The sequence below is a fragment of the Clostridium sp. LXY-7 genome (genome assembly GCF_056172015.1).
Map to the genome: position 1 here is coordinate 617,670 of NZ_JBLLJL010000001.1, position 25,409 is coordinate 643,078.

Genomic DNA, 25,409 nt, shown 5'->3' on the forward strand with positions numbered 1-25,409 from the left:
GGGAAGAAGGATGAAGATTTACAATAAATTAGTACGTGATAAAATACCAGAAATAATAAAAGCTGATGGAAGACAATGTGACATATACATAGTGCAAAAGGAAGAACTACAAGAATTATTAGAGGATAAGCTTCAAGAAGAGGTTAATGAGTATTTAGAGGATAAAAATCTAGAAGAGCTTGCAGATATAATGGAAGTATTATTTGAACTTGCTGAGAGTCTTGGATATAGTGAAGAGGAATTGATGAAGAAGAGAGAAGAGAAGAAAGAAGAGCGTGGGGGATTTAGGGAAGGGGTTGTGCTAAAGAGGACATACTAGGAGAACCCCACCATAAAGCCATAAAAACGAAGTATATTTAAGATTATATTTGATGGCTAGTTAGAAAAGTCATAAAGATGAATATAACAAATCAATACAAAATAAGATATTTATAAAGAAAAAGGAAGTTTATAAGAACTCTAAAATACAAATGATATTTGTACCTACAGAACTTGGGATAAGGACAGTATTGAGTTAAGACAGAAGGTATTATTTGAACAAGCTAAAAAGGTGTGGAGTTTTAAATAAGATATTCATTATAGAAACAGATATTTAAATATTATAGAAGCATGAAGGATTTAAAGAGGAGATTCTACTTAAGAAGGCATACGAGTAGAATATTGGATCTAGGTCAATATTTTGGACACATTTTGCCTCAATACACTAATGGATAATATATTGAGCAAATAGAATTTGTATTCTCATGGAGGCCTCGAACTGGAGCATATTTGCATCTTCTATTTTAAAATTTTATCTATACCAAAGATTAGAGTTTCAAAATCAACTTTATGTTTCAAACTCTTATTGTAAGTTATGGAAGAGAAGTTTCGTAATTCCTTCAACATTAACTTTTTATAGTCTAATCATAATATACTTTATTTGTATAATGTAAAAACTTAATTGAATCTTATATATTAAAAAATTAATATTCTTTTAGTAAGGGAGAAGTTTATGAAGCGGAATGCTAAAGCTGCAATAATTGTTTCATTTAAACATTTATTGAATAAGAAATCTATAGATAAGCTTACAGTAAAAGGAATTTGTGAACATTGCAATGTAAATAGGCAGACTTTTTATAATCATTTTACTGATATAATAGATATTTTTAAATTCATATTTTTTGAGGAATTATTCATAGAAATTGCACAAAACAGAACCTTTGAAACCTGGGGTGGTGGATTTCTAGCTACAATGAATTATCTGAATAAAAATTCTAAAATGGTTCTAAATATATATAAATCTTCTTATTGGCCTGAAGCTAAGATTTACGTCGCAGATCTCTCTAGAAGACTATTGGATGGTGTGGTTGATGAGTGTGTTGAAAAGATGGGAGTAGAATTAAAGGATACGGATAAAAACTTCATTGTTAATTTTTATATACATGTATTTAATGGACTGATGATAGATTGGGTAAGTGAAGGAATGAAAGAAGATCCAGAGCTTATTCTTAAAAAACTTTTGCTTATGATAACAGGGAGTATTCCGCGTTCTGTAGCTGCCTTTGTCAAAGAAGAAATAAAAGAATAATTTTAAAAGGAAACGAAAGTGTTTGGAGGTAGACACTTTCGTTTTTTTGTCTATTGAACAGTGATTGACAAAAAATATACAATATAAATATAAGACACCAATTTTGTATATATAAGGAGGTATAATATGTTTGTTTTTAATTATGCCGAGGGTGCATCAGCATTAAGTGTATGGGGTGTTTGGATAATTGTTTTTGTAGCACTTTTTGGCTTTAATGAAGTAGCCCGTAGATGGAAATATGTTGGTCTTTTCTGTTTTGTTATTTTACCTATAATACTTTCAATATTATGGTTTACAGTATTAAAGGGGACAACTTATACAGACTGGTTCCATTTAGCAAAGGTATATTCGGCTACAGCTGGATGTATAGGTTTTTGGTGCATAAGGCATGTTAAATGGAAAAATAAACTCACAGGCAAGGAATGTAGATTATCTGATAAAAAGTGGGCATTATGTTTTCCACCACTTATTCTTGCTATCAATATTTTAGAGGCAGTAATCCGTGATTTTCAAATTGGTATTCAATATCAAGGTGGAGGAATTTTAGCAGATGGATCTATGTATGTACTGGGTGGTTCTTGGAATTTTATGAATGGTATAGCAGGTATTTTAAACATCATAACTATAACTGGATGGCTTGGAATCTGCATAAAGAAACAGACTAAGAAAGATGGCAGTAAAGATATGCTGTGGCCTGATATGCTATGGTTTTGGATAATAGCTTATGATTTATGGAATTTTGCGTACACTTATAACTGTCTTCCAGGTCATGCTTGGTATTGCGGTTTTGCACTGCTATTAGCTCCAACACTTTGTGCATTTACTGTGGGAAAAGGTGCATGGTTACAACATCGTGCACAAACTTTAGCAATATGGTGTATGTTTGCACAGACCGTCCCAGCATTCATTGATAAGGGTGCCTTTGCCGTCGCATCATCTTATAATACAGCACCACTATTTGCCTTTAGCTTTGCAGCATTGGTTGTAAATATAGCAGTACTTATTTATATGATTTATAAAGCTGTAAAAACAAAGAGAAATCCTTATCTTGGTGAGCTTTATACAGATGCAAAGGAGTATAAGGAAATTAAAGCACTTGCAGAAAAAGCAGTGATTAAAGGTAAAGCTATTGGTTTATAAAAGTTAGATATATAGGTTTCATTATTGAAACTCATATAGACATAAGGTCGAGGCAGTAACTTAAGGTCATTGCCCCGACTTTGTTACAATAATTAATTTATTTAACATAGTAAGAGTATAAAAGTTATTGAAAGATGGAGGGGTACTAATATGGAAACTTATAAAATTTTAGAGATTAAGCAAAGTATTTTTGAGGACAATGATAGACAAGCTGATTTACTTAGAGAAGAATTGAAAAAAGACAAAACCTTTCTACTAAATTTGATGTCCTCACCAGGGTCAGGTAAAACTACAACTGTTGTAAGAACTATTGAGGCTTTGAAGAATGAGATGACTATTGGAGTTTTAGAAGCTGACATTGATTCGGATGTAGATGCTCATACTGTTGCAGAGACTGGAACAAAAGTAATTCAATTGCATACAGGGGGAATGTGTCATCTTGATGCAGAGATGACTAAGCAAGGTCTAGAGGGACTAGGGACAGAAGGTATTGATTTAGCCATATTAGAAAATGTAGGGAATTTGGTATGTCCAGCAGAATTTGATACTGGTGCATGAAAAAGTGCAATGATTTTAAGTGTGCCAGAAGGGGACGATAAACCCTTAAAATATCCTTTAATGTTCTCTATTTGTGATGTTCTACTAATAAATAAAATTGATGTTTTACAATATTTCGATTTTGACTTAGAGGCATGTAGAGAGAGAGTAAAAAAATTAAATCCAAATATTAAAATTATTCCTATTTCTTCTAGAACCGGTGAAGGAATAGAGGAATGGGCGAATTGGTTACGTATTGAAGTAAAAAAGTGGAATGAGTAATAACTATTAATTATATTATGGGGGAGAATATTATGGCAGTAAAACAAAAAGTACTTCAATTTGCAAATCAGGTCAGCAACAATAAGCCAGGGTCTAAAGGATGGTTCACGGAAAAAGATGCACGTTATAGAATACTGGAGCCTATGGTTACAGAGGAAATGGCAGAAATACTACTTTGTATGAAAATTAGAACGCAGGCGACCTCAGCAGAGTTGGCACCTTTATGTGGTAAAAGTGTTGAAAGAACAACAGAACTTTTATTGGAACTAGCAGATATTGGAGTTTGCTTTGTTAACAATATTAAAGGGGTAGATACCTTCTGGTATGAAACATGGGTACCGGGCATCATGGAAATGATGGTTAATCACAAGAAAAATGTTGCTAAGTACCCTGTAATTGCAGAGTGCTTTGATGCCTATGGTATAGAAAATGGACCTAGATCAACAGGAAGCTTTCCACCAGGTGTTGGGCTTATGCGTGTTATACCAATAGAAACGTCTATTGATGGGGAAACAAGAAGAGCTTCTTATGAAGAAGTGTCAAAATATCTTAATGAAAATAATATTTTTACAGTTTCTGACTGTTCTTGCCGAACAGCTAGAGCAGTTAAGGGAGAGGGTTGTGGCCATTTAAAGGAAGATATGTGTATTCAAATGGGCCATGCTGCTGAATACTATATCCGTACAGGAAGAGGTCGTCAGATTACTCGTGAAGAAGCTTTTGAAATCATAAAAAGAGCAGAAGAAAATGGATTGATGCATCAAATACCAAACTTAGATGGTTCAGGAAAAACCCATGCTATTTGCAACTGCTGTGGATGTTCATGTCTTGCTCTTAGAGGAGCGGAAATGTTCATAAATACTGATATGGTTCGTTCTAACTATGTGTCAAAGGTAGATAAGGACAAGTGTGTTGCCTGTGGGGAATGTGTTAAACATTGTCCAGTAAATGCGCTACAGCTAGGTCAAAAGCTTTGCTCAAGGAAACCGGTTGTGGAAGAAATAGTAAGAAAAGAAACACCACGTAATGCAGAGTGGGGTCCAGAAAGATGGAATGTAGATTATCGTATTAACAGAAAGAATGTTGTTGACACTGGTACAAGTCCTTGCAAAACAGCATGCCCTGCACATATAGCTGTTCAAGGTTATATTAAGCTTGCAGCTCAAGGTAGATATGCAGAAGCTCTTGAATTAATTAAAAAGGAAAATCCATTCCCAGCAATATGTGGACGTATCTGTCCAAGGAAATGTGAGTCTGCTTGTACAAGAGGAGACCTTGATGATCCAATAGCTATAGATGAAATTAAGAAATTCATTGCGGATCAGGATTTAAACGTAGAGCATCGCTATGTGCCTAAAAAGAGACATGAATATGGAAAGAAAATATCCATTATTGGAGGAGGACCTGCTGGGCTTTCTTGTGCTTACTATTTAGCCATTGATGGATATAAAGTAACTGTGTTTGAAAAGCAGAAAGCTCTTGGAGGTATGCTTACATTAGGTATCCCATCTTTCAGATTAGAAAAAGAAGTAGTTAATGCAGAAATAGATATATTAAAAGAATTAGGTGTTGAATTTAAAACAGGTGTTGAAGTTGGTAAAGATGTGGCCCTTAAAGATTTAAGAGGTCAGGGCTATGAAGCCTTCTATATTGCAATAGGTGCTCAGGGTGGAAGAAAGCTTAATATTGAAGGGGAAGACGCTGAAGGAGTTATTCCAGGTGTTGATTTTGTACGCAACGTAAACCTTGGGGAGGATATAAAGCTTAATGGAAATGTAGTTGTTATTGGTGGAGGTAATGTTGCTATAGACGTTGCAAGAAATGCTACTAGAGTTGGGGCTGCTAAGGTAGATATGTTCTGTCTTGAAAGCCGTGAAGAAATGCCAGCTCTTGATGAAGAGATCGAAGAAGCACTATCAGAGGATATTATCATAAATAATTCTTGGGGTCCAAAGCGTATCCTTACAGAGAAGGGCAAAGTTATTGGCGTAGAATTTAAGAAATGTATATCTGTATTTGATAAAGAGGGAAGATTTAGTCCTGTCTATGACGAAAATCAAGTAAAGGTTGTCGATGCTGATTATGTACTAATTTCAGTAGGACAATCAATTGAGTGGGGTAACTTAATTACAGACAGCAAAATTGAGTTAAATCCAAACAAAACAATAAAAGCTGACCCATTTACTTATCAGACTGGAGAACCAGATGTATTTACTGGTGGAGATTCATATACTGGTCCAAGATTTGCTATTGATGCAATAGCAGCAGGTAAAGAAGGGGCTGTTTCAATTCACCGTTTCGTTCAGCCAGGACAAAGCTTAGTTATTGGTCGTGACAGAAGAGAATATATTGAACTTGATAAAAATAGTGTTTTACTTGAGGGATATGATAATACACCAAGACAAAATGTAGCTCATATGGATGTAGTAAAGTCAAAAGATACCTTTAAGGATATACGTGGTACATTTACGGAAGAACAGGTAAAAAAGGAAACTGAACGTTGTCTTGGCTGTGGTGCTACAGTTATAGATGAATTCATGTGTGTAGGATGTGGACAATGTACAACTAAATGTAAGTTTGATGCTATTTCTCTTGTTAGAAAGTATGATAATGAAGGGGTAGAATTCGAAAGGTTAAAACCAGTTGTAGTTAAAACAGTGATAAAACGTAAAGTAAGAATTGCAGCTAGAAAGTTTAAAAAGATTTTTGTAAAGGAAGCTTAATATAGACTTACATGGTAGATGCATAAGACAAGGATAGGTGATTAATATGCATGAACTTGGAGTTGTAATTGAGATTGTAAAAACTATAGAAGGAATTGCAGCGAAGCAGAAACTTACTAAGATAGATACCATTGTTTTACAGATAGGAGAGCTTTCATCAATGATTCCAAAGTATATAGAAGAATGCTATCCTGCTGCAGTTGATGGCACTATACTGGAAGACACAAAATTAAAAATAGAAGTAATACCAGGTAATGCGATTTGTAAAGGGTGTAATAAGGTTTTTAATCTTATAGAAAATGGTAAAAAATGTCCTAAATGTGGAGGCAGTGATTGTAGTATTTTAAGTGGTAGAGAATTTATGATTAAGGAAGTGGTTGCTTATTAATTTTTGGGTTATTGACTTTTTAAAACCTAGGACATATAATCATAATAATTAATATCTGCATAACGAAGATTTGTGATATTTCACATTTTGGAGTATAAGAAACAAAGGCTAGGATAAGAATTAGTAGCAATCAGGATGCCAAACAGAAAGTAACCGGATGATGAGAGGTGCATGGATAGTGATTGTGAATACATCTTTGAGCTTCGTACCGAAAGGATTTACTTAGTAGGCTACGACGGGACCTCGCATCCGTTATTGTGCTAAAGTATCTCATTTAAAAATGATGTACTTGAAGAGGTAAGCAATGTGAGTTGCTTATAAATTTAAGGTGGTAACACGAGATGTCATCTCGTCCTTTTGGAAACAAAAGGGCGAGTTTTTTTATTGTCTTCTTTGCCTTCTTATAGATCTTGCAAATATTTGAAATAATATTTCGAGGAGATGTTAAATATGTTAATGTCAAAAGATCAAATGAGAATTATCTGTAAGGGTATTCATACTCTTGTAAATGAAGAGGAGCTTATTTTAAAGCTTGAAAACTCTTGTAAGGAAAACAAACCATTAATTATTAAATTGGGACTTGATCCTTCTGCACCTGATATCCATTTAGGTCATGCAGTAGTACTTCGTAAAATCAAGCAGATGCAGGATTTGGGACATCGTGCAGTAATAGTTATTGGTGACTTTACTGGAAAAATTGGTGATCCTACAGGGAAGTCTAAAGGAAGAGTTGCACTAACTGATGAGCAAGTAAAAGAAAATGCAAATACTTACTGTGAGCAGATCTTTAAAGTCCTTGATAGGGATAAAACCGAGGTGCGCTTTAATAGTGAGTGGCTTTCAAAGCTTACCTTTGAGGAGGTAATAAAGCTTGCGGCAACGACAACTGTTGCTAGAATTTTAGAAAGAGATGATTTTCAAAATAGATATAAAAATCAAGTTCCAATAGGAATTCATGAATTTTTCTATCCTTTAATGCAGGCATATGATTCTGTGGAACTAAAAGCAGATATAGAGCTTGGAGGAACAGATCAGACCTTTAATATTTTAATGGGAAGAACACTACAAAAAAACTTAAATCAAGAACAGCAGATTGCAATTTTTATGCCTATACTTGAGGGCTTAGATGGTATTGAAAAAATGAGCAAGAGCCTTGGAAACTATATTGGAGTAAGTGAACCTGTAGAGATCATGTTTAAAAAGGTTATGGAGGTTCCAGATAAATTAATTATTAAATACTTTGAGCTTACTACGGATGAACATCCAGATGATATAGATAAAATTAAAGCTGAGCTAGAGTCAGGAGTAAATCCTAGAGATATTAAATTCCGCTTAGCTAAGATTATAACTTCACTATACCATGGAGAAGAGGAAGTAGAAAAAGCAATTGCTTTCTATGATGCAGCTTTTAGTAAAAAAGCTATTCCAGATGATATTCCAGAGCTTTCTCTTGAAAAAAATAAAGAAAAGCTTTCAGATATTATTCAAAGGCTTATAGAAATGGACTTTGTAAAAAGTAAAAGTGAGTTTATGAGATTAATAAATCAGGGTGGTATTCAATTAAATGGTGAGAAACTAAGTTCAGAAGCTATACACCAAGAGCTTACCTGCAATGATGTAATAAAAATAGGAAAGAAACGCTTTGTAAAGATAGTGGGGACGGCTAATTAAATTCTACACATTAGAAAACAATGGCTTCGTCAGATTTAAAGATAGAAAACTAATGTAATAAATGATAATAAAACCTATTGTAATAATATTCAAAAAGATGTAATATATTAATATGATATCAATTTGATATCATATTGTATTAATAAAAATAGGGGAGTGGATAACTATGGAGAATAAGAAGGTTGTTTACGAAGAAAAAGAAATAAAATCGAAAAGTGGTATGGTAATGCTTATTGGGAATATAATAGTAATTTTATTAGCTATAGTTGGGATTATAGTAAGTGCTGGCTTTATCATAGAAACTTCTACAGCCCTTGGAGTTAGTATTATGATATTATCAATTATTGCTATTATTATTGCACCTATAATGTTTGCAGGCCTTAAGGTAATAAATCCAAATGAAGCACTAGTTTTAACATTGTTTGGAGAGTATAAAGGAGCACTGAAAAAAGAGGGATTTTATTGGGTAAACCCTTTTTGTACAAGTATAAATCCAACTGTTAAGCATTTAAGTATAGCAGCAAACCAACTTACTGCTAATAAAGAACAAGAAAATAGGGGTAATGAGACTGCAAGTAAAAAAATCTCATTAAAGGCTATTACATTGGAGAATAGAAAGCAAAAGGTTAATGATGAGCTAGGTAATCCAATTGAAATAGGGGCTATTGTAGTATGGAGAGTAAAAAATTCATCTATGGCGGTGTTTAATGTAGATAACTATAAAAACTATATTTCTACTCAGTGTGATTCTGTAATCCGTAACGTGGCAAGATGTTATCCTTATGATACCAATGAAAATGAACATGGCAATGAAAATAATAATGAAAAATCCTTACGTGGTAGTAGCCAAGAAGTAGCATCTATTATGCAAAGAGAATTGCAAGAAAAGGTGGATATAGCAGGCTTAGAAGTTTTAGAGGTTCGTATTACTCATCTTTCTTATGCGCCTGAAATAGCCTCAGCTATGTTACAACGTCAACAAGCAGTTGCTATTATTGCAGCAAGACAGAAAATTGTAGAAGGTGCAGTGGGTATGGTTCAAATGGCTTTGAATCAGCTAAGTGAAAATGATATAGTTGAATTAGATGATGAACGTAAAGCAGCGATGGTAAGCAATCTATTAGTAGTGCTTTGTGGAAATAAGGATGCACAGCCAATAGTAAACAGTGGTTCGATCTATTAAAAATAAAATGAGGAAGAGGTCTTGATAGATAGTGGATAAGAAATCAAAAGAAAAAGATAAAAAACAGGTTCTATTGCGACTATCACCAAGTCTTTGGAATGAGCTAGCATCCTGGGCGGAAGATGATTTTCGTTCTATCAATGGACAGATAGAGTACTTGCTCACAGAATGTGTAAAAAAGCGTAAAAATATAAAAAATCATGAAGAATAGTTAAAAAGGCTGACTCGATTTTGAGTCAGCCTTCTATTTATTCTGTTTTACCAGTGAAATGAAAATCTTTTATTTTCATTGCTGGAATTATCATAGGACCAAAGAAGAAATTTATATTCTCTCTATCTGAGTTTATCTCTTCTACATTATTGAAGGCATTTAATATGGATTTAGTAAAGCGCATATCTTTAACAGAACACTTAATTTCGCCACCTTCAACTAAAAATACTCCATCACGAGTTAGGCCTGTTAATAAAGATTCTCTAGAATTTACTATATTCATATAGTGATGTTATGAATATATCTCTTAGTGACCAGCTTCTTTTTCTTTTGATGACAGCGTTTTTACGCTGATGTTATGGAATATCTATGAAAAACTAATTTATTATTATTTTACCAACAAATATATTTTACTTTATTGTAATACTAGAACCCAAAGGGAGTCTTATTTTTTATGATTTAACAATTTGCTCATTAAAATTTGCCATGATAATTCGTAAGAACCTGTTGACCTTACTATAATCCCCCAAGAAATACCTGTTAATTGAGAATTAAATACCTCAGCAATGAATTCGGCTTCTTCCGTTTTGAAAAAACCTAAGACTACTCCCCGATTAATTAGGCGCTGATGATAGGCGAAGGTTTTTTCTTCTAAGTACTGAGTCTTTTGTTTTAACCCTTCTTGGCGCATGGATAAAAGATGGTATTGCTTTAAAATACTTCCTAATTGAGGATGTTCTTTTAAGTAGCGAATGTCCTCTAAGCCGACCTCCGTCAATTTCTCAACATATGTCTCGATTGTCCAGCTTTCTAGATCAGTATGAAAGTCTTTAATGATTTCCAAAATTATCGCGTCATAAAGGGTTTCAAACAAAGCCTCTTTAGACGTAAAGTGATGATAAAGAGCAGGTTTTGAAATACCAACTTCGTTGGCAATAAGACTCAATGAGGCTTTTTCATAGCCTAGTTCTGAAAATTGTTTAAAGGCAGCTTTTAAAATCTGTTCATAAGTTGACATGTGTTTTGTCCTCCCTAGTATCTGATATTAATCTCATAAGAGTCTCAAAGGGACCTCTCTGGAATTTGAAGCGCCATAGCACAGAAAAACACATCATGAAGCCATAAACGACTAATGATAATAATAACACAAATACGGAACTTTGTTGAGTAATTAGTCCTAAAAAGAACATAATGGATAACACAAAGGCACTATGGAAAATATAATGGGTAAGAGCCATTTGCCCTGTCTTCACCATAACCTGAACCCAACGGCTTTTTTGGAATCTGTCGATTAATGATAGACAGAGAGTAATCCAACAAATTGCCCAACCTGATGCAGCAAAGATATAGAAAAGGCTTGGTGGCATAGGTTTTGTACCAAATAAATACATACTTAACTCAGTACCACCTGTCAAGGTGATTAAGCCCATAGAAACCAACTCAGTGATTAGAGCTGTGGCGAATCCGTATGCTAAAAGCTGCTTTCTGAGTGAATGGCTCGTCAAATCCAGCTGTCCTATGATAAAACCAAGGAGCATGAAAGTAAACCATGGAAAAATTGGGTGAAAGCCATTAAAGAAGAGATTTCTAAAAAAGCCTGACAAGGTCCAAAAATCCGTATAGGCCATGAAGTCTGATTGCCAACCAGCATTATAATTAAATGTCATTTGCAAATATCCACTGACAAGTAGCACCAATATCATTAATTTTTTGATGTTTTTAGGATTCCAGTACAAAATTGGCAACATTAGGAGCATATAAGCTCCATAGTAATGTAAAATATCAGCGCTCCACTTAAAAACTGTAAATAAAATTAGACCAATGGCCCATAGAAAAATTGAACGTTTGGCGATGGTGACGCGTTCTTTATGTTGAATGATCTTATCTTGTGTTGTACGCCCATTACGTGTCATGAGGCTAATACCGATGCCCGCTAGGGTAAGAAAAACCGCAGCAGCTCTCCCTTCAAATAGGGTAAATGCTTGAGCAAGCCACTTAGGTTCTCCTGAGTTAAAGACCAAACTATAATTGACAAGCATCATGCCTAATATTGCTAGGGACCTTGCAAAATCTAAACCTTCTAATCTTTTCATAGTTAATCTCCTTTACATTAATATTTTTTGAAACTACTTAACGATAGGTAAGTAGAATATAACATCTACATGTTATTTTGACAATATGTTTTTGTAATATCTTAATTTCTTATCAATTAAGATATTACAAAAATATTAACTAATGATTTATAAAACTGAAACTTTATATTAGGATATCGTCAACATTTTGAAAATGTTAGCGAGATTCCGGACAAATGGACAAATTTGTCTATAGATATACTCTTTTTTTATGTATTAGGCTTTATAGAGAAGAAAAAGTACAGGATAAATTTTATCGAAAAATATATTTATTATTAATATTTAACCTATTGACAGCTATTTTTTTCCATGATAATATTTGATTAACTAATCAAAAATTTGGTTAGTTAATCAAATAGCAAAAAATGCTTAAAACTAATACAAAGAATAATTAAACAAAGTGTTATAAGTTTAAAAATTGTATTAATCGATGAAGTATTCTCTATGATGGTGAGAATTTCATTGTTGTTTGAGTTTTTAATTTAAAGAGGTGATATATTAATGAAACATGAAAACAAAACTGATAATAAACAAACATTTATAGCAGAAGCGAGACGTGCACAAATTACTGAGGCAGCTATAAAAACTCTTGACGAAATTGGATATGTGAAAGCAAGTCTATCTCAAATTGCTGAAAGGGCAGGAATCAGCACAGCGTTGATTTCTTATCACTTTTCAGACAAAAATGATTTGATGAATCATTTGTTGGTGCAGCTTGTTGAAGCAACAAATTCATATATTTCAGAGCGAGTAGATAAAAAGAGTACCTCACAAGAGAAATTAAAGGAATTTATAGAAGCCAGCTTAACTTATCAGTATACAAATCCGACACATACTGTTGCTTTGATAGAAATTATTTTTAATGCAAGAACACTCAGTGATGTTCCCTATTACAAAATGGTTGATGATTATGAAGAGGAGCCAATAATAAATTTGCTTCGAGAGATACTGCGAAAAGGTCAGGAAAATGGAGAATTTGGAGCATTTAATATAGATGTCATGGCGAGCATGATTCAAGGAGCAATTGAAGAATATATGGTCGGTAATACCATAACAAAAAAAGTTGACCTGCAAACATACAGTAATGAACTTGTAAGTATTGTTAGTAAAGCCGTAAAAGGTAATATATAGTGTGCTTACTCAAACAATATCGATTTCAGGAAGAAAATAAAGGTTTATAAATAATTTATGTAAGCTAGGGGGATTTTTTATGCTGTATATAAATGAAAGCTTTTGTAAGGGGTGTGGTCTTTGTGTAGACTTTTGTCCTAAAAAAGTTTTAATAAAATCTTTGGGAAAGGCAGAGATTGCACAGGAAGAGCATTGTATAAAATGTGGTATTTGCGAAAATATTTGCCCTGACTTTGCCATTCATTTAAGGAGGGATAAGGATGAGCAATTTTGTATTGATGCAGGGAAGTGAGGCCTGTGTAAAGGGAGCAATAAAAGCAGGTATGAAGTTCTATGCAGGGTATCCTATAAGCCCTGCCAGTGAGATATCAGAGCTTTCATCCTTAAAGCTTCCTCAGATTGAAGGAAAATTTATACAGATGGAGGATGAAATAGCAAGTATGGCCGCCGTGGTAGGAGCCTCTCTTACAGGAGTAAAAGCTATGACTGCTACCAGCGGACCAGGATTTTCACTTAAGCAGGAGGTTATAGGCTATGCTTCTATGGCAGAAATTCCTTGTGTGATAGTAAATGTTATGAGAGGAGGTCCAAGTACAGGCTTACCTACTTCTGTTTCTCAAGGCGATGTTATGCAAAGTAGGTGGGGAACTCATGGAGATCACCCTATTATAGTCATAGCACCAACCAGCGTTTCCAGCATATATACTCTAACCATCAAAGCTTTCAATTACTCAGAAAAATATAGAGTGCCTGTAATACTTTTATTAGATGAGATTATAGCTCATATGAGAGAAAGTGTTCAGATAGAGGATACAGTTGAGATAGTTAGCAGAAAGAAACCAGCTAAAAAAGAAGCTTTTAAGGCTTATGAGAATACGGAAGATTTGGTCCCTTCTATGGCAGACCTAGGGGAAGGATATAGATTTCATGTAACTGGACTTAATCATGATGAATATGGATATCCATCAAACTCTACGGAAGTGGCAGATCAACTATTAACCAGAATATTGTCTAAAATAGATAAAAATAGAGATGATATTGTACTATTTGATAGAGTAAACACTGAAAATTGTAAAAATCTCATAGTTTCCTTTGGATCTGTATCAAGATTATGTATAGATTTAGTTCAAAGTAACAGGATAAAAAACACAGGTCTCTTTATACCCTATACTTTATGGCCTTTCCCAGATAAAGAACTTTTAGATATAGTAAATAAAAATTCTATTAAAAAAATTTATGTTCCTGAACTGAATGCAGGACAATTGATTTATGAGATACAACGAATAGTAGGCAGAAAATGTGAGGTTATAGGAATAAATAAATACTGTGGTGAGATATTTGAGCCAGAGGAAATAGTTAATATTATAGGGGAGGTGGATGTGTAATGAAGGAACAGTTAATGAATGAATATTTAAGAAAACACCGTCTTCCTCATATTTGGTGTGCGGGCTGTGGTAATGGAATAGTTTTAAGTGCCATAATAGAAGCTATAGATTCTTTGAATATAGAGAGGGATAAGCTATGTATTGTTTCAGGTATAGGTTGTTCTTCAAGAGCGGCACAATATATGAATTTTGACACCATTCATACTTTACATGGAAGAGCTATACCCTATGCTACAGGCATAAAGCTAGCTAACCCAGAGCTTAAAGTAATAGTAATAACAGGAGATGGGGATTGTGCTGCTATAGGGGGCAACCATCTCATACATGCTTGCAGAAGAAATATAGACTTAAATGTAATAGTATTTAACAACAATATATATGGCATGACTGGGGGACAATGTTCTCCTACCACTCCTATTCATGCAAGGACCACCACTACAGAGGAGGGAAATATATCAAGAAATTTTGATCTTTGCAAGCTTTGCGATGCAGCGGGAGGAAGTTATATTGCGAGAAGCACTGTAGCTCACTATAAACATTTAGTAAATATTATAAAGCAAGCTTTTGACAATAAAGGATTTTCTCTAGTTGAAGCTTTAACTCCTTGTCCAGTGCAATATGGCAGAAGAAATAAAATAGGAAAGCCTTCAGATATGGTTAAGCTTCTAAAGCAAAAAACCTCAGAAAGGGAAGATAGTAAATTTAAAATAGGCATTTTAAAGAATGTAAGAGAACCAGAATATGTAGAAGAATACTTAAAAAGTTTTAAAGGAGTGTTTTAGAATGTATAGAAAAGAGATAATTCTTACAGGATTAGGAGGTCAAGGCATAGTAAAGTTTGGGATTATATTAGCAGAGGCAGCAGTGCTGGAGAAAAAACATGTTGTGCAAACCCAAAATTATGGACCAGAATCTAGAGGAGGCTACTGTAGATCTGATGTGATCATATCTAATAAGGACATTTATTATCCAAGAGTAAGCAGGGCAGATATATTATTTGCTTTAAGTCAAAAAGGTTTGGATAAATTTCTGCAATGCTCTAAAGAAGATGCTATTATCATCGTTGATGAAAATCTTCAAATAGAAGAAAATAAAAAGCGTAAAAAATATGATATAGTAAAATATTCTGAAGAAGTTTTAAAAAATTCCCAGTCTATAAATGTGTTATGCTTAGGTATTTTAGCTGCAACTACTAAAATGGTGAGCTATGAAGCACTTAGGCAAGCTATCTGTGGAAATGTACCTAAAAGTAGCATAGATAAAAATTTACTTGCTTTTCAAGCGGGCATAAATATGGTAAGTGCTTAGATTTATTGAATGTTATTGCTAGGTACAAATAATAGAATTTTAAAAATTAAAATAATGACAACACATATTTATAGATAAGCTACTTTAAAAGTTAGTTTATAACTAATAATCATTGTGACAAATATTTTAATCAAAAACTTTAGTCAATTCTTAATTATGTAAGGTAGAGATCAAAATAGTAAATAACACAAATATATAAATCTATAGATTAAATTTGGAAGTAATACATTTATAAATAAATATTCCCGCAGCAATATACATGCTGTGGGAATATTTATTATTCTGTTTTACCAGTAAAATGGAAATTTTTTATTTTCATTGCCGGAATTATCATAGGACCAAAGAAGAAACTTATATTCTCTCTATCTGAGCTTATCTCTTCTACATTATTGAAGGTATTTAATATGGATTCAGTAAAGCGCATATCTTTAACAGCACACTTAATTTCACCATCTTCAACTAAAAATACTCCATCACGAGTTAGGCCTGTTAATAAAGATTCTCTAGGATTTACTATATTCATATAGTGGAATCTAGTTATTAAAAGGGCTTTTTTAGTGGACTTAATAATCTCTTCTAGAGTTCTATTTCCACCATCCATTACTAGATTTATAGGAACTGAACCAGAGTTATAACCCAAGGAGTGACCTGTATTTTCTTCATTTAATAGGGAAGCATTTTTACTATCACTAATTATATTTTTAAATAGACCTTCTTCAAATATAGTTACACACTTTCTTTCATAGCCTTCAAAGTCAAAAGGAAACTGGAAACTATCTTCGTTTTTCCAATGATCCTTTATAGTTATTTTAGAATCAAAGACCTTTTCTCCCTTTTTACCTTTTAGGAATGACACTCCATCTTTAATGCTATCTGCTGTTACTCCTATATAAGCTGACATTGCTACGTACTCAGAAACAGCCAATGGCTCAAGAATAACATCATAAGCACCAGGATTTAATGAGATAGGGTTAAGTCCAAGAATGGCCTTGTCATAAGCTTTTTTAAAGGTTTCCTCAATTAAGAAATCACTAGGATCACTAGATGTAATTTCTCCATAACCAGAAGCTCCATCTTTATGCATAACTACTACATTGAAATCTTGAGAGTTTCTAGATGTGAATCTTTTAATTTTATTAGAATTTCCAAAAGCTAAAATAGTTATAGATTTTGAAAGTGCACCTGCAGCTAAATAATCCACAGATAAGGAGTTAAAGCATTTCTCTAATATAGCAGCTCTATCTTCAATATCTAAATTATTTAAGCTATAGATATGTGGATCTTCATATTCTAAAAATTCAGGGCTATCAACATGAGTATATTCATAATCTCCTTCTGGAAGAAATTCTAAATTTTCTTCAACTTCTCTTAAAGTTTTTAGTAGTGAAATTTCATCTAAAACATTAGTAGATATTTTAGATATTTTTTTATTATGAAACGCAGATATAGTTACTTCACAATCATCAGAATATACATTTTGATGAATTTCAGAGTTAGCAAAACGAGTTAAAGCATTCTCCATATATTGCAATGAAATGGAAGTAAAATACTTTCCTTGGGATAAAACACTATCTATTAAGTTATAAACTTCTAATTTATTTAACATCCTTCACACCTACCTTTACATTTCTAAATCTAGCAGGAGATGAACCATGCCCTACATGAGCAACTTGACCTGGTTGACCTTTTCCACAATTAGGTACACCATATAATTTCCAATGTTTTTCATTACATACACCATCACAACTACCCCAAAATTCTGGAGTAATGCCTGTATATATAGGATTTTTAAATATTTTTCCGGTTAGTTTGCCATCTTTAATTTCATAAGCTATTTCAGTTGCAAATTGAAAATTAATTCTTTTATCATCTATACTCCAGCTGCTATTAGTGGATAAATAAAATCCATAATCTATTCCAGCTAAAAGTTCATCTAATTCATATTCTCCAGGCATAAGACTTATGTTAGTCATTCTAACGATAGGTATGTTATTCCATCCATCAGCCCTGTTAGTTCCGTTAGAAGTTTCTCCAATTTTATATGCAGTATCTCTTGAGGTAAGGAAATTCTTTAATATTCCTTTATCTATTAATATTGTTTTTTGTGCTTTTATACCATCATCATCATACCCAAAAGTACCAAGGCCTTGACCTAAAGTACCGTCAGCTACTATGGTTACATGCTCTGAGCCATATTTAAAAGAATTCTCTTTTTTATCAGTAGTAACAAAACTCATTCCAGCAAAGGCTGCTTCTGAACCAAAAATTCTATCAAGTTCTAAAGGATGGCCAACGCTTTCATGAATTTGTAGTACCATTTGAGAGCTATCTATTATTAAATCATAAACACCACTAGGACATTCTTCAGCATGGAGTAGCATCTCGGCTTCCTTACCTATAAGTTTTCCATTTTCCACAAGATTTAAGGAAGTTACAAATTCATATCCCGCTGTACCATGATTTCCACCAAAGGAAGTAGGATAACTTCTAACCTGTCTGTCCTGGTCGTTGGAAGCTACAGATTCTATACCAGCACCAGATTCATAAAGAGTTTGAGTTATATAACTGCCTTCAGTATCAGCAAATATTTTTTCTTCTTTTTGAAATTGCATATATCCATTGGTCTTAAATAAATCTCCACCACTTCTCATAGATTCTTCTGCTTTAATTAATAAGTCTATTTTTTCTTTTTTCGATACTTTAAAAGGATCAATTTGAATGGAAGTGGAGTAATGGTCTACAACAACATCTTTAGGGGCAAGATTTATCTTTTCTTTTTGAATAGTTCTACTAGCTTTAGCAATTCTCATAGCTTTCTCTGCTACTATTTTTATATCATCTATATTTTGAGAACTGGCAAAGCCAAGAGAACCATCATATATAACTCGAATTCCTATGCCTTTACTTCTAGAACTTTCTAAGTTATTAACTTTAAGATCTTCAGTTGAAATGTATTCTCTAGTTCTGTCTACAATACGTATGTCTGAGTAGCTAGCACCATTAGATTTTAGAAAATCTAATACTTCTTTAATTAGTTCTTTCAAAACTATCCCTCCTAAGAAATAAATTTTAAGCAAGATTATAGATATATATTCCATATAAGTATTAAATATCCTCCAAGGCAATTCTTAGGTGCGGCATTTTATTAAAAAAATGTAAATATAGTTTAGATATTCATAGATAAAATGGTAGCAAAATGAATACTTAATATTAATGAATTCACTGTAGTTGTTTAAATCTTTTGAGTTGGGTATAATTAATATTACATAAGATGTTAATTTTATTTATTTGTTTGGCTCTTTTGCTAAAGGTGAAGGAAGAGAAGATAGTGATATAGATATAGCAATACATGTAGATAATTACGTTGATGAATATGAACTGTTTACTTTGGCTAATGAACTTAGTTTTATTGTAAGAAGAGATGTTCAACTAATTGATTTAAAAAATATAAGTACGGTTTTTAGTGCTCAAATAGTTGGGACTAGAGAGATAATTTATTCAATAGAAGAGAACAAGAGAATTGAATATGAAATTAGAGCTTTTAAGGATTATGCAAAGCTTAATGAGGAAAGACAGGTAGTATTAGAGGCTATAAAAAAGGATGGGAAAATTTATGGTTAACGATGTTTTATATAATAAAATTAGTATAATTGAAAGATGTCTAATAAGAATTAAAGAAGTATATGATAATAATCTTATGTAGAACAATTTTAGAAATAATGGACTACTATAATATGTAAAATGGTCAATGGAGGTATTCAAAGTGAATATTTATGAAAGAAAAAAATTTTCATTTATAACAATACTTATGGTAATTACTATTTTTAGTAGTATTATATTAGTAGGCTGTAAAAATAATATTAATAATAATGAAATTGATCCTAAACCTGACACAACCAATTCATCATCTCCGCTTGAAATCTTTGGAGAAGATGCACCAGAAGATACAATTTTATTGATTGTTAATAATCCTAGCAGTGACCAACTAAAGTCAGTTAGCATTAGTGAAAATCTTAAGTTAGATGAAACAAATGAACAGATATTGATTATTCCGAAAAATACTAACTCAACCATTTCAATATGGTCTCTTGAATTTACAGATAATAATCTTGTTCCTAATAAAAAGATATATGAATGTGAAAAAACTCCAGAGAATTTTGTGTTAGGTGCTAAACTTATTCGTCCAGAAGGAATACCACAATATAAAGTTGAGATTATTTCAGGAAATTCAACTAGTGAATATATTTTTAGTTATGATGGAAAAAATGGAACGCCTAATATTGAGTATATTAGTGCAAATGTAAAGTGATTCAGAAAAATTTAATGATGGAAGACAGGTAGTATTAGATTCTATAAAAAGTATGAGGAAATTTATTATGCAACAGAAAAAGTTAATGCTATTTTTATAAAAGTAGGATATAATAGTTAAGCAGAGACTCTATCAAACGAGAGTCTCTTTATTTTATCTATTAAGGATGGATAAAGAAATGGTGGATAATTAGATGTAATATAATTATAGGAGAGTTTGTCGTGTATAAGTTCAAAAATGAATTCTACAATGTCATATAGTTGATTAAAGACATTTAAAATATACAATACCCACTTACAAAAGGAGAACAATGTTATTTAAAGATTTAGCTATAATTAATCCCATTCAAAGAGCATTAAAAGAAGCGGGATATGAAAAACCAACGGCAATACAGGAGAAATCCATTCCCTCTGCATTGATGGGAAAAGACCTACTTGGTTGTGCTCAAACTGGAACAGGCAAGACTGCTGCTTTTGCTATTCCAGTATTACAAAATGTTTTCAATGAAGAAAAGGAAGCAAAGAGAGTTAAAAAGACCATTAAAGCTTTAGTATTAGCGCCTACTAGGGAACTGGCTATTCAAATTGGAGAAAGCTTTGATATTTATAGTAAGTATTCTAAAATTACTAATACAGTTATTTTTGGTGGAGTATCTCAAGGCCCTCAAGTGAAAGCATTAAGAAATGGAATAGATGTATTAGTTGCTACCCCAGGTAGACTTATTGATTTAGTTAACCAAAAGTTTATTGATTTAAGCAATGTGAAGTATTTTGTTCTTGATGAAGCAGATCGTATGCTTGATATGGGAATGATTCATGATGTTAAGAGAATAATATCTAAGCTTCCAAATGAGAGACAAAATATGTTATTCTCAGCAACTATGCCAAAGGAAATAACAAATCTAGTAGATTCTATATTAAAGAATCCAGTTAAGGTAGAAGTGGCACCTGTTTCATCTACAGTAGATACTATTACTCAAGGGATATATTTCGTTGGTAAAAAGTATAAGAAAAAGTTACTTATAGATATACTTAAGGATGAATCTATAACTTCACTTTTAGTATTTTCAAGAACAAAGTATGGTGCAAATAATATTACAAAGGAACTTGGAAAGGCAGGAATAGAATCTTTAGCTATTCATGGTAATAAGTCACAAAGTGCACGACAATTAGCATTAAATAGCTTCAAAGAAGGTACTATAAGAGTTTTAGTTGCAACAGATATAGCTGCAAGAGGAATTGATGTAGAGGAGTTATCTCATGTAATTAATTATGATTTACCAGAAGTTCCAGAAACTTATGTCCATAGAATTGGACGTACAGGAAGAGCAGGGAATAATGGAACTGCACTTTCATTCTGTGATGAGGAAGAAAAAGATCTTCTTAAAGCTATTGAAAAAGTTATTAAGAAATCAATAACAGTAATAGAAGGTCATAATTACCCAACGAGTTCCCCTGTAGATACACAAGCTTTGAATAAACAAAGTAATACAGCAAGAAAAAACAATTCAAATACAGGTAATAATTCTAATAGAAAGAATACCCAAAGTAAAAATAGCAGAGGAAACTGGGGTTCTAATAGAAAAAAAAATACAACCAATAAAACTGCATAAGTTAAAAAATTGGAGATCCCCCTGAAACTTTACATGTACGACATAGTATAAGTTTCAGGGGGATTATCTAAAAGACGGGATTAGTTTAAGGGTTTTTTGTCGCTTTTATCTTTACTGTTATTTAAGTTATTGCTTTTTTCATCATTTATTTTATTAGAATCACTGCTTAATTTATTATCATTTGAAGTAGAGTTATTAGTTTTATTATCAATAAGATTATTGTTTTTGTTACCATTATTACTATTACTATTACTATTACTATTACTATTACTATTACTATTACTATTACTGTTATTAGAAGGTTTTTTATCATCTTTGTTTATAGTTGATTCATTATCAATTTTATCCTCAGTACTTTGTACTTCATCAGTTGTATCTTTATTAGTATCACTTTTATCTTTGTCGGCTGTACTTCCACCTTCTTTTAACTCTTTAGTCTTTAATTGAATTTCCTTAACAGAGATGTCTTTATATTCTTCTACAGTAATAGCGGGGTCTAAGGCCTGTAGATTTTGAATTAAATTTAATTTACCTGGAGTTATTCCAAGTTTTCTAGCTTCATCTCTTCTTTCTATACTTATCTTTGAAAATTCAACAGCTGCATCAGTATTATTCTCTTTTAAAGTATTTTTAGTAATGTCTTTTATAGAGGCTTCAATTTTTCCACCTTCATCTTCTGAGCTAGTAACAGCTGTAATACCTATTACTGAAGACCCATCATTTGAAATGTATCCTTTATCCAATGCACTTTTAATAATGGTATTTATGGCTTTCTCTAGAGGAATGTTTTTGATTTCATTGGATTTTAATATTTCATTGCCATCATCACCATAATCTTCATAAGAAACCACTTTATCGAAGGCATTTATGCCTAGTTCAACGCTAGGGTTAATATCAAGATTTACATATGCTATTGGGGTCTTTGCATAAACATAGGTACCAGTGAGTATAGCAATAATAAATATTAGCATAGCTAAAGAGGTAATAAGTTTCCTTTTTATATATAATTCTCCTATAAAATTCTTAAGTCTTTTTAAATAATTAGTATTTTTATTACAAACTCCTATTTTTTTCATTACAGATTTTTCAATACGATTTCGGGTATTTTTACTTATGTTTATAATTAAATCTTCATCTAATAGTTCATCAACTTCTTCAATAGACAAATTATCTAGCATATCAATTATTTTTTTCTCCATTAAAAAATACCTCCTAAAGCTTGTCTTAGCTTAGCTATGCATCTAGATGCCTTTTTATCAATAGTATTAACTTTTATCCCTAATATTTTAGATATATCTTTTGAGCTCTGTTGGAGATAATATTTCCGAATCATTATTTCACTATCAGGAGGACCAAGGGATTTAATTGTATTTATAAGGATAATGGAAGTCTCCTTTTTATCTATTGAAGCTTCAATATTGTCTATAGATGGAAGTGCTTTTGTATCTAGAGCATCTATAGAGATTTCAAAGTTTTTATCTCTATGTCTTCTATATAAGTCGATAGCTTTTCTCTTTGCCATAATTGATATCAAAGTTTTTATAGAACCTTTTTCAAGGTCGATTTTATCCTTATAATTAAATACTTCAAAGAAAACATCACTGACACATTCCTCTATATCTTCTTTTTTATAGATGGTATTAAGTTTATTGTAGATTATGGTATAGACTAAACCTAAATAGTTATCCATCATTATTTTAAGTCCCTCTTCGGGATTGTTATATAACAATTCAATTAATTGAATATCAGAAATCAAGTGACACCTTCTTTCCTTGATATTAAGACATCTTCAATAATTATATTCGTTATAAATTTATAAAATCTGACAATTAATTTTAAAATTTAAAAAATTAATTTGCAAAATAATACTATTAATTATTTTGGTTATCGTGGCAAGCTAAATCAATAACCACAGCAGTGGCTAAGATAAAGCCATTGTCAATATCATCTGAGATATTTATTGTATATTTGTCCCTAAAGGAAAGCCATTGTTTAGATATGGTAGCTACTTCTCTTCCATTCATGGTAAAGCTATAGTCATGATCTAGAAAGTTACCATGGACTTGAATATTTCCATAATTACTATCTATTTCAAATTTACAGTTAAAGAAGGTAAAAAGCTTTTTAGAAACTGTACAACATAGTGTATCTCCACTATATATTTCATAAGTAGGCGCAAATTTCATAAGCCTTTGTTTAATATAAAAAAGTTCATTGTCATTTATATCTCTAAAAGATAGCTTATGACCAAGGGAAAAAACTTCTCCAACTACAGAATATATGTCATTTCCATTGGTATCATATATAGAAAAGCTATCAGAAAAAGAAAAGATTTTTTGATTCATTAAATAACGCATAATTTAACTCCTAACCCATTATAATAAAGTTTTATAGTAATATTATACTGTTATATAAATAATAATAGAATAGGTAGTAGAATTAATAGATTAGGCTTTGTTTTAATATGTAGTTCTAAAATCAACAACCATCTAAAACAAAGCAATAGATTAAAAAGTATTTTTAAAAATTATGCAATAAATTGAATAAAATAGTAAGGGAATAATGGAGTTTTGTCAAATATCAAATTAAAATGTCATATACTTGACTTGACATATTTGATTTTTATTAATATAATTCAATATATATTAATAAAAATAAATGCAATGAAAAGAAGAGTAAGTTAAGGGAAGCTTTCAGAGAGAAATCCTCTAGGGTGTAAGGGATTTTAAGTGGAAAAGAACTGAATTGCATCTTGGAGCAGTGAATCGAAGTTTTGTAGACTTCAACGGGAATGCCCGTTATAGCATTGAAGTATGATTGTACTAATATAAATGAGTTATCATGTATTATATTTATATGATAAACAGAGTGGGATCGCGGAAGTATACTTCTGCCTCTGTAATAGAGGCAGGAGTTTTTTTGTATAATAAAATAATTTAGAGTCCGGAATCTAAATTAAATAATTATAAAAAATATATTTAGTAAAGATGAGGAGATAATAAGATGAAAAAAATATTAAAAGTTATTATAGCTACAACACTTTCAACAATGGTTTTAGTTGGATGTGGGGTAAAATCTCAGGAAAGCACTAATATGCTGAATAAAGTTAAAGAATCAGGAACTATGAAGGTTGGTTTAATGGGAACATATCCTCCATATAACTTTATGAATGAAGAAAATGAAATTGATGGATTTGATGCAGACATAGCAAAAGAAGTAGCAAAGAGAATAGGAGTAAAGGTAGAATTTATTACTAACGAGTGGTCTGGAATGGTTGCTGGGTTAGAAAAAGGTAAGTTTGATGCAGTAGTAAGTCAAATGACAATAACGCCAGAGAGAAAAGAAACTATGGATTTTTCAAAGCCCTATATAAAAAATGTAGTTAGTGCAATTGTAAAGGAAGACAATAATACAATTAAAGGAATAGAAGATTTTAAAGGCAAAAAAATAGGTGTAGGACTTGGAACTAATGATGAAGCATATCTTAGAAATGAAGTAATTCCAAAGGTTGGGGAATTTGAAATTGTAACTTATAACGATGTTACTACTACCCTATTGGATTTAAATACTGGGAGAATAGATGCTACAGTTAATAATATTTTTGCAATTAAACCAATAGTTGATAAAAATAACTTTAAAATAAAAGCAGTAGGTAACCCAATAAAAGAAGATTTTGCAGCAATAGCTATTAATAAGGGAAATACAGAATTTTTACAGGAAATAGATAAAGCTTTAGAACAAATGAAAAATGATGGGACTTATAGTGAGATATTTGTAAAATGGTTTGGTGTTGAGCCAGAACTGTAAGTTCTAAAATAAGGAGAAGTGAG

Annotated in this window: 25 protein-coding genes, 1 pseudogene and 2 other annotated features; of the genes and pseudogenes, 18 read left to right on the forward strand and 8 right to left on the reverse strand. The window is 32.0% G+C overall.

Annotated features, from left to right (window positions below; all coding sequences use genetic code 11):
* The first annotated feature begins 10 nt into the window (after nucleotides 1-10).
* The 9 genes and pseudogenes from ACI48Q_RS02935 (at nucleotide 11) to ACI48Q_RS02975 (ending at nucleotide 9,702) form a co-directional block, all read left to right on the forward strand.
* Nucleotides 11-319 (forward strand): phosphoribosyl-ATP pyrophosphohydrolase, encoded by a 309-nt coding sequence (locus ACI48Q_RS02935; protein WP_474917546.1) that lies wholly within the window; start codon nucleotides 11-13, stop codon nucleotides 317-319.
* Between the two features lie 672 nt (nucleotides 320-991).
* Nucleotides 992-1,567 (forward strand): TetR/AcrR family transcriptional regulator, encoded by a 576-nt coding sequence (locus tag ACI48Q_RS02940; protein ID WP_474917547.1) that lies wholly within the window; start codon nucleotides 992-994, stop codon nucleotides 1,565-1,567.
* Nucleotides 1,568-1,693: 126 nt separating this feature from the next.
* The gene (locus ACI48Q_RS02945; protein WP_474917548.1) at nucleotides 1,694-2,707 is read left to right on the forward strand and encodes a DUF5692 family protein; all 1,014 of its coding nucleotides are present in this window, start codon (nucleotides 1,694-1,696) and stop codon (nucleotides 2,705-2,707) included.
* Nucleotides 2,708-2,857: 150 nt separating this feature from the next.
* Nucleotides 2,858-3,526: pseudogene (hypB, locus tag ACI48Q_RS02950) on the forward strand (hydrogenase nickel incorporation protein HypB).
* A 32-nt stretch (nucleotides 3,527-3,558) separates the two neighbouring features.
* Nucleotides 3,559-6,249 carry an FAD-dependent oxidoreductase gene (locus ACI48Q_RS02955; RefSeq protein WP_474917549.1) on the forward strand — a complete coding sequence of 897 codons (2,691 nt, stop codon included), beginning with the start codon at nucleotides 3,559-3,561 and terminating at the stop codon, nucleotides 6,247-6,249.
* Between the two features lie 46 nt (nucleotides 6,250-6,295).
* Nucleotides 6,296-6,637, forward strand: coding sequence for a hydrogenase maturation nickel metallochaperone HypA/HybF (locus ACI48Q_RS02960; RefSeq protein ID WP_474917550.1), 342 nt, complete (start codon nucleotides 6,296-6,298; stop codon nucleotides 6,635-6,637).
* A gap of 101 nt (nucleotides 6,638-6,738) precedes the next feature.
* Nucleotides 6,739-6,997 (forward strand) — a binding site (T-box leader).
* A 90-nt stretch (nucleotides 6,998-7,087) separates the two neighbouring features.
* A complete protein-coding gene (tyrS, locus tag ACI48Q_RS02965; protein ID WP_474917551.1) occupies nucleotides 7,088-8,308 on the forward strand; it encodes a tyrosine--tRNA ligase in 1,221 nt (406 codons plus the stop codon).
* Between the two features lie 166 nt (nucleotides 8,309-8,474).
* The gene (locus tag ACI48Q_RS02970) at nucleotides 8,475-9,491 is read left to right on the forward strand and encodes an SPFH domain-containing protein (protein ID WP_474917552.1); all 1,017 of its coding nucleotides are present in this window, start codon (nucleotides 8,475-8,477) and stop codon (nucleotides 9,489-9,491) included.
* A 31-nt stretch (nucleotides 9,492-9,522) separates the two neighbouring features.
* Entirely contained in the window at nucleotides 9,523-9,702 is a 180-nt protein-coding gene (locus tag ACI48Q_RS02975; protein WP_474917553.1) for a type II toxin-antitoxin system antitoxin, read from the forward strand.
* A gap of 37 nt (nucleotides 9,703-9,739) precedes the next feature.
* Here ACI48Q_RS02975 and ACI48Q_RS02980 read toward each other — a convergent pair whose 3' ends face one another.
* From ACI48Q_RS02980 to ACI48Q_RS02990, 3 genes are all read right to left on the reverse strand, one after another.
* Nucleotides 9,740-9,985, reverse strand: coding sequence for a metallopeptidase TldD-related protein (locus ACI48Q_RS02980; protein WP_474917554.1), 246 nt, complete (start codon nucleotides 9,983-9,985; stop codon nucleotides 9,740-9,742).
* Between the two features lie 162 nt (nucleotides 9,986-10,147).
* On the reverse strand, nucleotides 10,148-10,720 hold the full coding sequence (locus ACI48Q_RS02985) for a TetR/AcrR family transcriptional regulator (RefSeq protein ID WP_474917555.1): 573 nt from the start codon (nucleotides 10,718-10,720) through the stop codon (nucleotides 10,148-10,150).
* Nucleotides 10,707-11,795, reverse strand: a complete 1,089-nt coding sequence (locus ACI48Q_RS02990) for a DUF418 domain-containing protein (RefSeq protein ID WP_474917556.1) — start codon at nucleotides 11,793-11,795, stop codon at nucleotides 10,707-10,709. The genes ACI48Q_RS02985 and ACI48Q_RS02990 overlap by 14 nt, the downstream gene beginning before the upstream one ends.
* 540 nt (nucleotides 11,796-12,335) lie before the next feature.
* On the opposite strand from ACI48Q_RS02990, the gene ACI48Q_RS02995 reads away from it, so the two are divergent.
* The 5 genes from ACI48Q_RS02995 (at nucleotide 12,336) to ACI48Q_RS03015 (ending at nucleotide 15,658) form a co-directional block, all read left to right on the forward strand.
* Complete coding sequence (locus ACI48Q_RS02995) at nucleotides 12,336-12,965, forward strand: TetR/AcrR family transcriptional regulator (protein ID WP_474917557.1); 630 nt, start codon at nucleotides 12,336-12,338, stop codon at nucleotides 12,963-12,965.
* A 79-nt stretch (nucleotides 12,966-13,044) separates the two neighbouring features.
* Complete coding sequence (locus ACI48Q_RS03000) at nucleotides 13,045-13,257, forward strand: indolepyruvate ferredoxin oxidoreductase subunit alpha (RefSeq protein WP_474917558.1); 213 nt, start codon at nucleotides 13,045-13,047, stop codon at nucleotides 13,255-13,257.
* Nucleotides 13,226-14,350 carry a 2-oxoacid:acceptor oxidoreductase subunit alpha gene (locus ACI48Q_RS03005; RefSeq protein ID WP_474917559.1) on the forward strand — a complete coding sequence of 375 codons (1,125 nt, stop codon included), beginning with the start codon at nucleotides 13,226-13,228 and terminating at the stop codon, nucleotides 14,348-14,350. Before ACI48Q_RS03000 ends, ACI48Q_RS03005 begins: the two co-directional genes overlap by 32 nt.
* Complete coding sequence (locus ACI48Q_RS03010) at nucleotides 14,350-15,132, forward strand: thiamine pyrophosphate-dependent enzyme (protein WP_474917560.1); 783 nt, start codon at nucleotides 14,350-14,352, stop codon at nucleotides 15,130-15,132. The genes ACI48Q_RS03005 and ACI48Q_RS03010 overlap by 1 nt, the downstream gene beginning before the upstream one ends.
* A gap of 1 nt (nucleotide 15,133) precedes the next feature.
* Nucleotides 15,134-15,658, forward strand: coding sequence for a 2-oxoacid:acceptor oxidoreductase family protein (locus tag ACI48Q_RS03015; RefSeq protein ID WP_474917561.1), 525 nt, complete (start codon nucleotides 15,134-15,136; stop codon nucleotides 15,656-15,658).
* A 277-nt stretch (nucleotides 15,659-15,935) separates the two neighbouring features.
* Here ACI48Q_RS03015 and ACI48Q_RS03020 read toward each other — a convergent pair whose 3' ends face one another.
* Both ACI48Q_RS03020 and ACI48Q_RS03025 read right to left on the reverse strand, forming a co-directional pair.
* Nucleotides 15,936-17,264 carry a TldD/PmbA family protein gene (locus ACI48Q_RS03020; RefSeq protein ID WP_474917562.1) on the reverse strand — a complete coding sequence of 443 codons (1,329 nt, stop codon included), beginning with the start codon at nucleotides 17,262-17,264 and terminating at the stop codon, nucleotides 15,936-15,938.
* Nucleotides 17,254-18,702: a TldD/PmbA family protein gene (locus ACI48Q_RS03025; RefSeq protein WP_474917563.1), complete on the reverse strand. Its 1,449-nt coding sequence runs from the start codon at nucleotides 18,700-18,702 to the stop codon at nucleotides 17,254-17,256. Before ACI48Q_RS03025 ends, ACI48Q_RS03020 begins: the two co-directional genes overlap by 11 nt.
* A 238-nt stretch (nucleotides 18,703-18,940) precedes the next feature.
* Between ACI48Q_RS03025 and mntA the strand changes: the two genes are divergently transcribed.
* The 3 genes from mntA to ACI48Q_RS03040 all read left to right on the forward strand — a co-directional run bounded on the left by mntA (nucleotide 18,941) and on the right by ACI48Q_RS03040 (nucleotide 21,579).
* Entirely contained in the window at nucleotides 18,941-19,279 is a 339-nt protein-coding gene (gene mntA / locus ACI48Q_RS03030) for a type VII toxin-antitoxin system MntA family adenylyltransferase antitoxin (protein ID WP_474918327.1), read from the forward strand.
* Between the two features lie 142 nt (nucleotides 19,280-19,421).
* The gene (locus ACI48Q_RS03035) at nucleotides 19,422-19,967 is read left to right on the forward strand and encodes a hypothetical protein (RefSeq protein WP_474917564.1); all 546 of its coding nucleotides are present in this window, start codon (nucleotides 19,422-19,424) and stop codon (nucleotides 19,965-19,967) included.
* A gap of 310 nt (nucleotides 19,968-20,277) precedes the next feature.
* On the forward strand, nucleotides 20,278-21,579 hold the full coding sequence (locus tag ACI48Q_RS03040; RefSeq protein ID WP_474917565.1) for a DEAD/DEAH box helicase: 1,302 nt from the start codon (nucleotides 20,278-20,280) through the stop codon (nucleotides 21,577-21,579).
* 80 nt (nucleotides 21,580-21,659) lie between these two features.
* Here ACI48Q_RS03040 and ACI48Q_RS03045 read toward each other — a convergent pair whose 3' ends face one another.
* From ACI48Q_RS03045 to ACI48Q_RS03055, 3 genes are all read right to left on the reverse strand, one after another.
* Entirely contained in the window at nucleotides 21,660-22,778 is a 1,119-nt protein-coding gene (locus ACI48Q_RS03045; protein ID WP_474917566.1) for an anti-sigma-I factor RsgI family protein, read from the reverse strand.
* The gene (locus ACI48Q_RS03050; protein WP_474917567.1) at nucleotides 22,778-23,335 is read right to left on the reverse strand and encodes a sigma-70 family RNA polymerase sigma factor; all 558 of its coding nucleotides are present in this window, start codon (nucleotides 23,333-23,335) and stop codon (nucleotides 22,778-22,780) included. Before ACI48Q_RS03050 ends, ACI48Q_RS03045 begins: the two co-directional genes overlap by 1 nt.
* Before the next feature lie 115 nt (nucleotides 23,336-23,450).
* Nucleotides 23,451-23,936, reverse strand: a complete 486-nt coding sequence (locus ACI48Q_RS03055; protein WP_474917568.1) for an LURP-one-related/scramblase family protein — start codon at nucleotides 23,934-23,936, stop codon at nucleotides 23,451-23,453.
* Between the two features lie 297 nt (nucleotides 23,937-24,233).
* Nucleotides 24,234-24,480, forward strand: a binding site (T-box leader).
* A 102-nt stretch (nucleotides 24,481-24,582) separates the two neighbouring features.
* Between ACI48Q_RS03055 and ACI48Q_RS03060 the strand changes: the two genes are divergently transcribed.
* Nucleotides 24,583-25,386, forward strand: a complete 804-nt coding sequence (locus ACI48Q_RS03060) for a transporter substrate-binding domain-containing protein (protein ID WP_474917569.1) — start codon at nucleotides 24,583-24,585, stop codon at nucleotides 25,384-25,386.
* The last annotated feature ends 23 nt before the right edge of the window (nucleotides 25,387-25,409 follow it).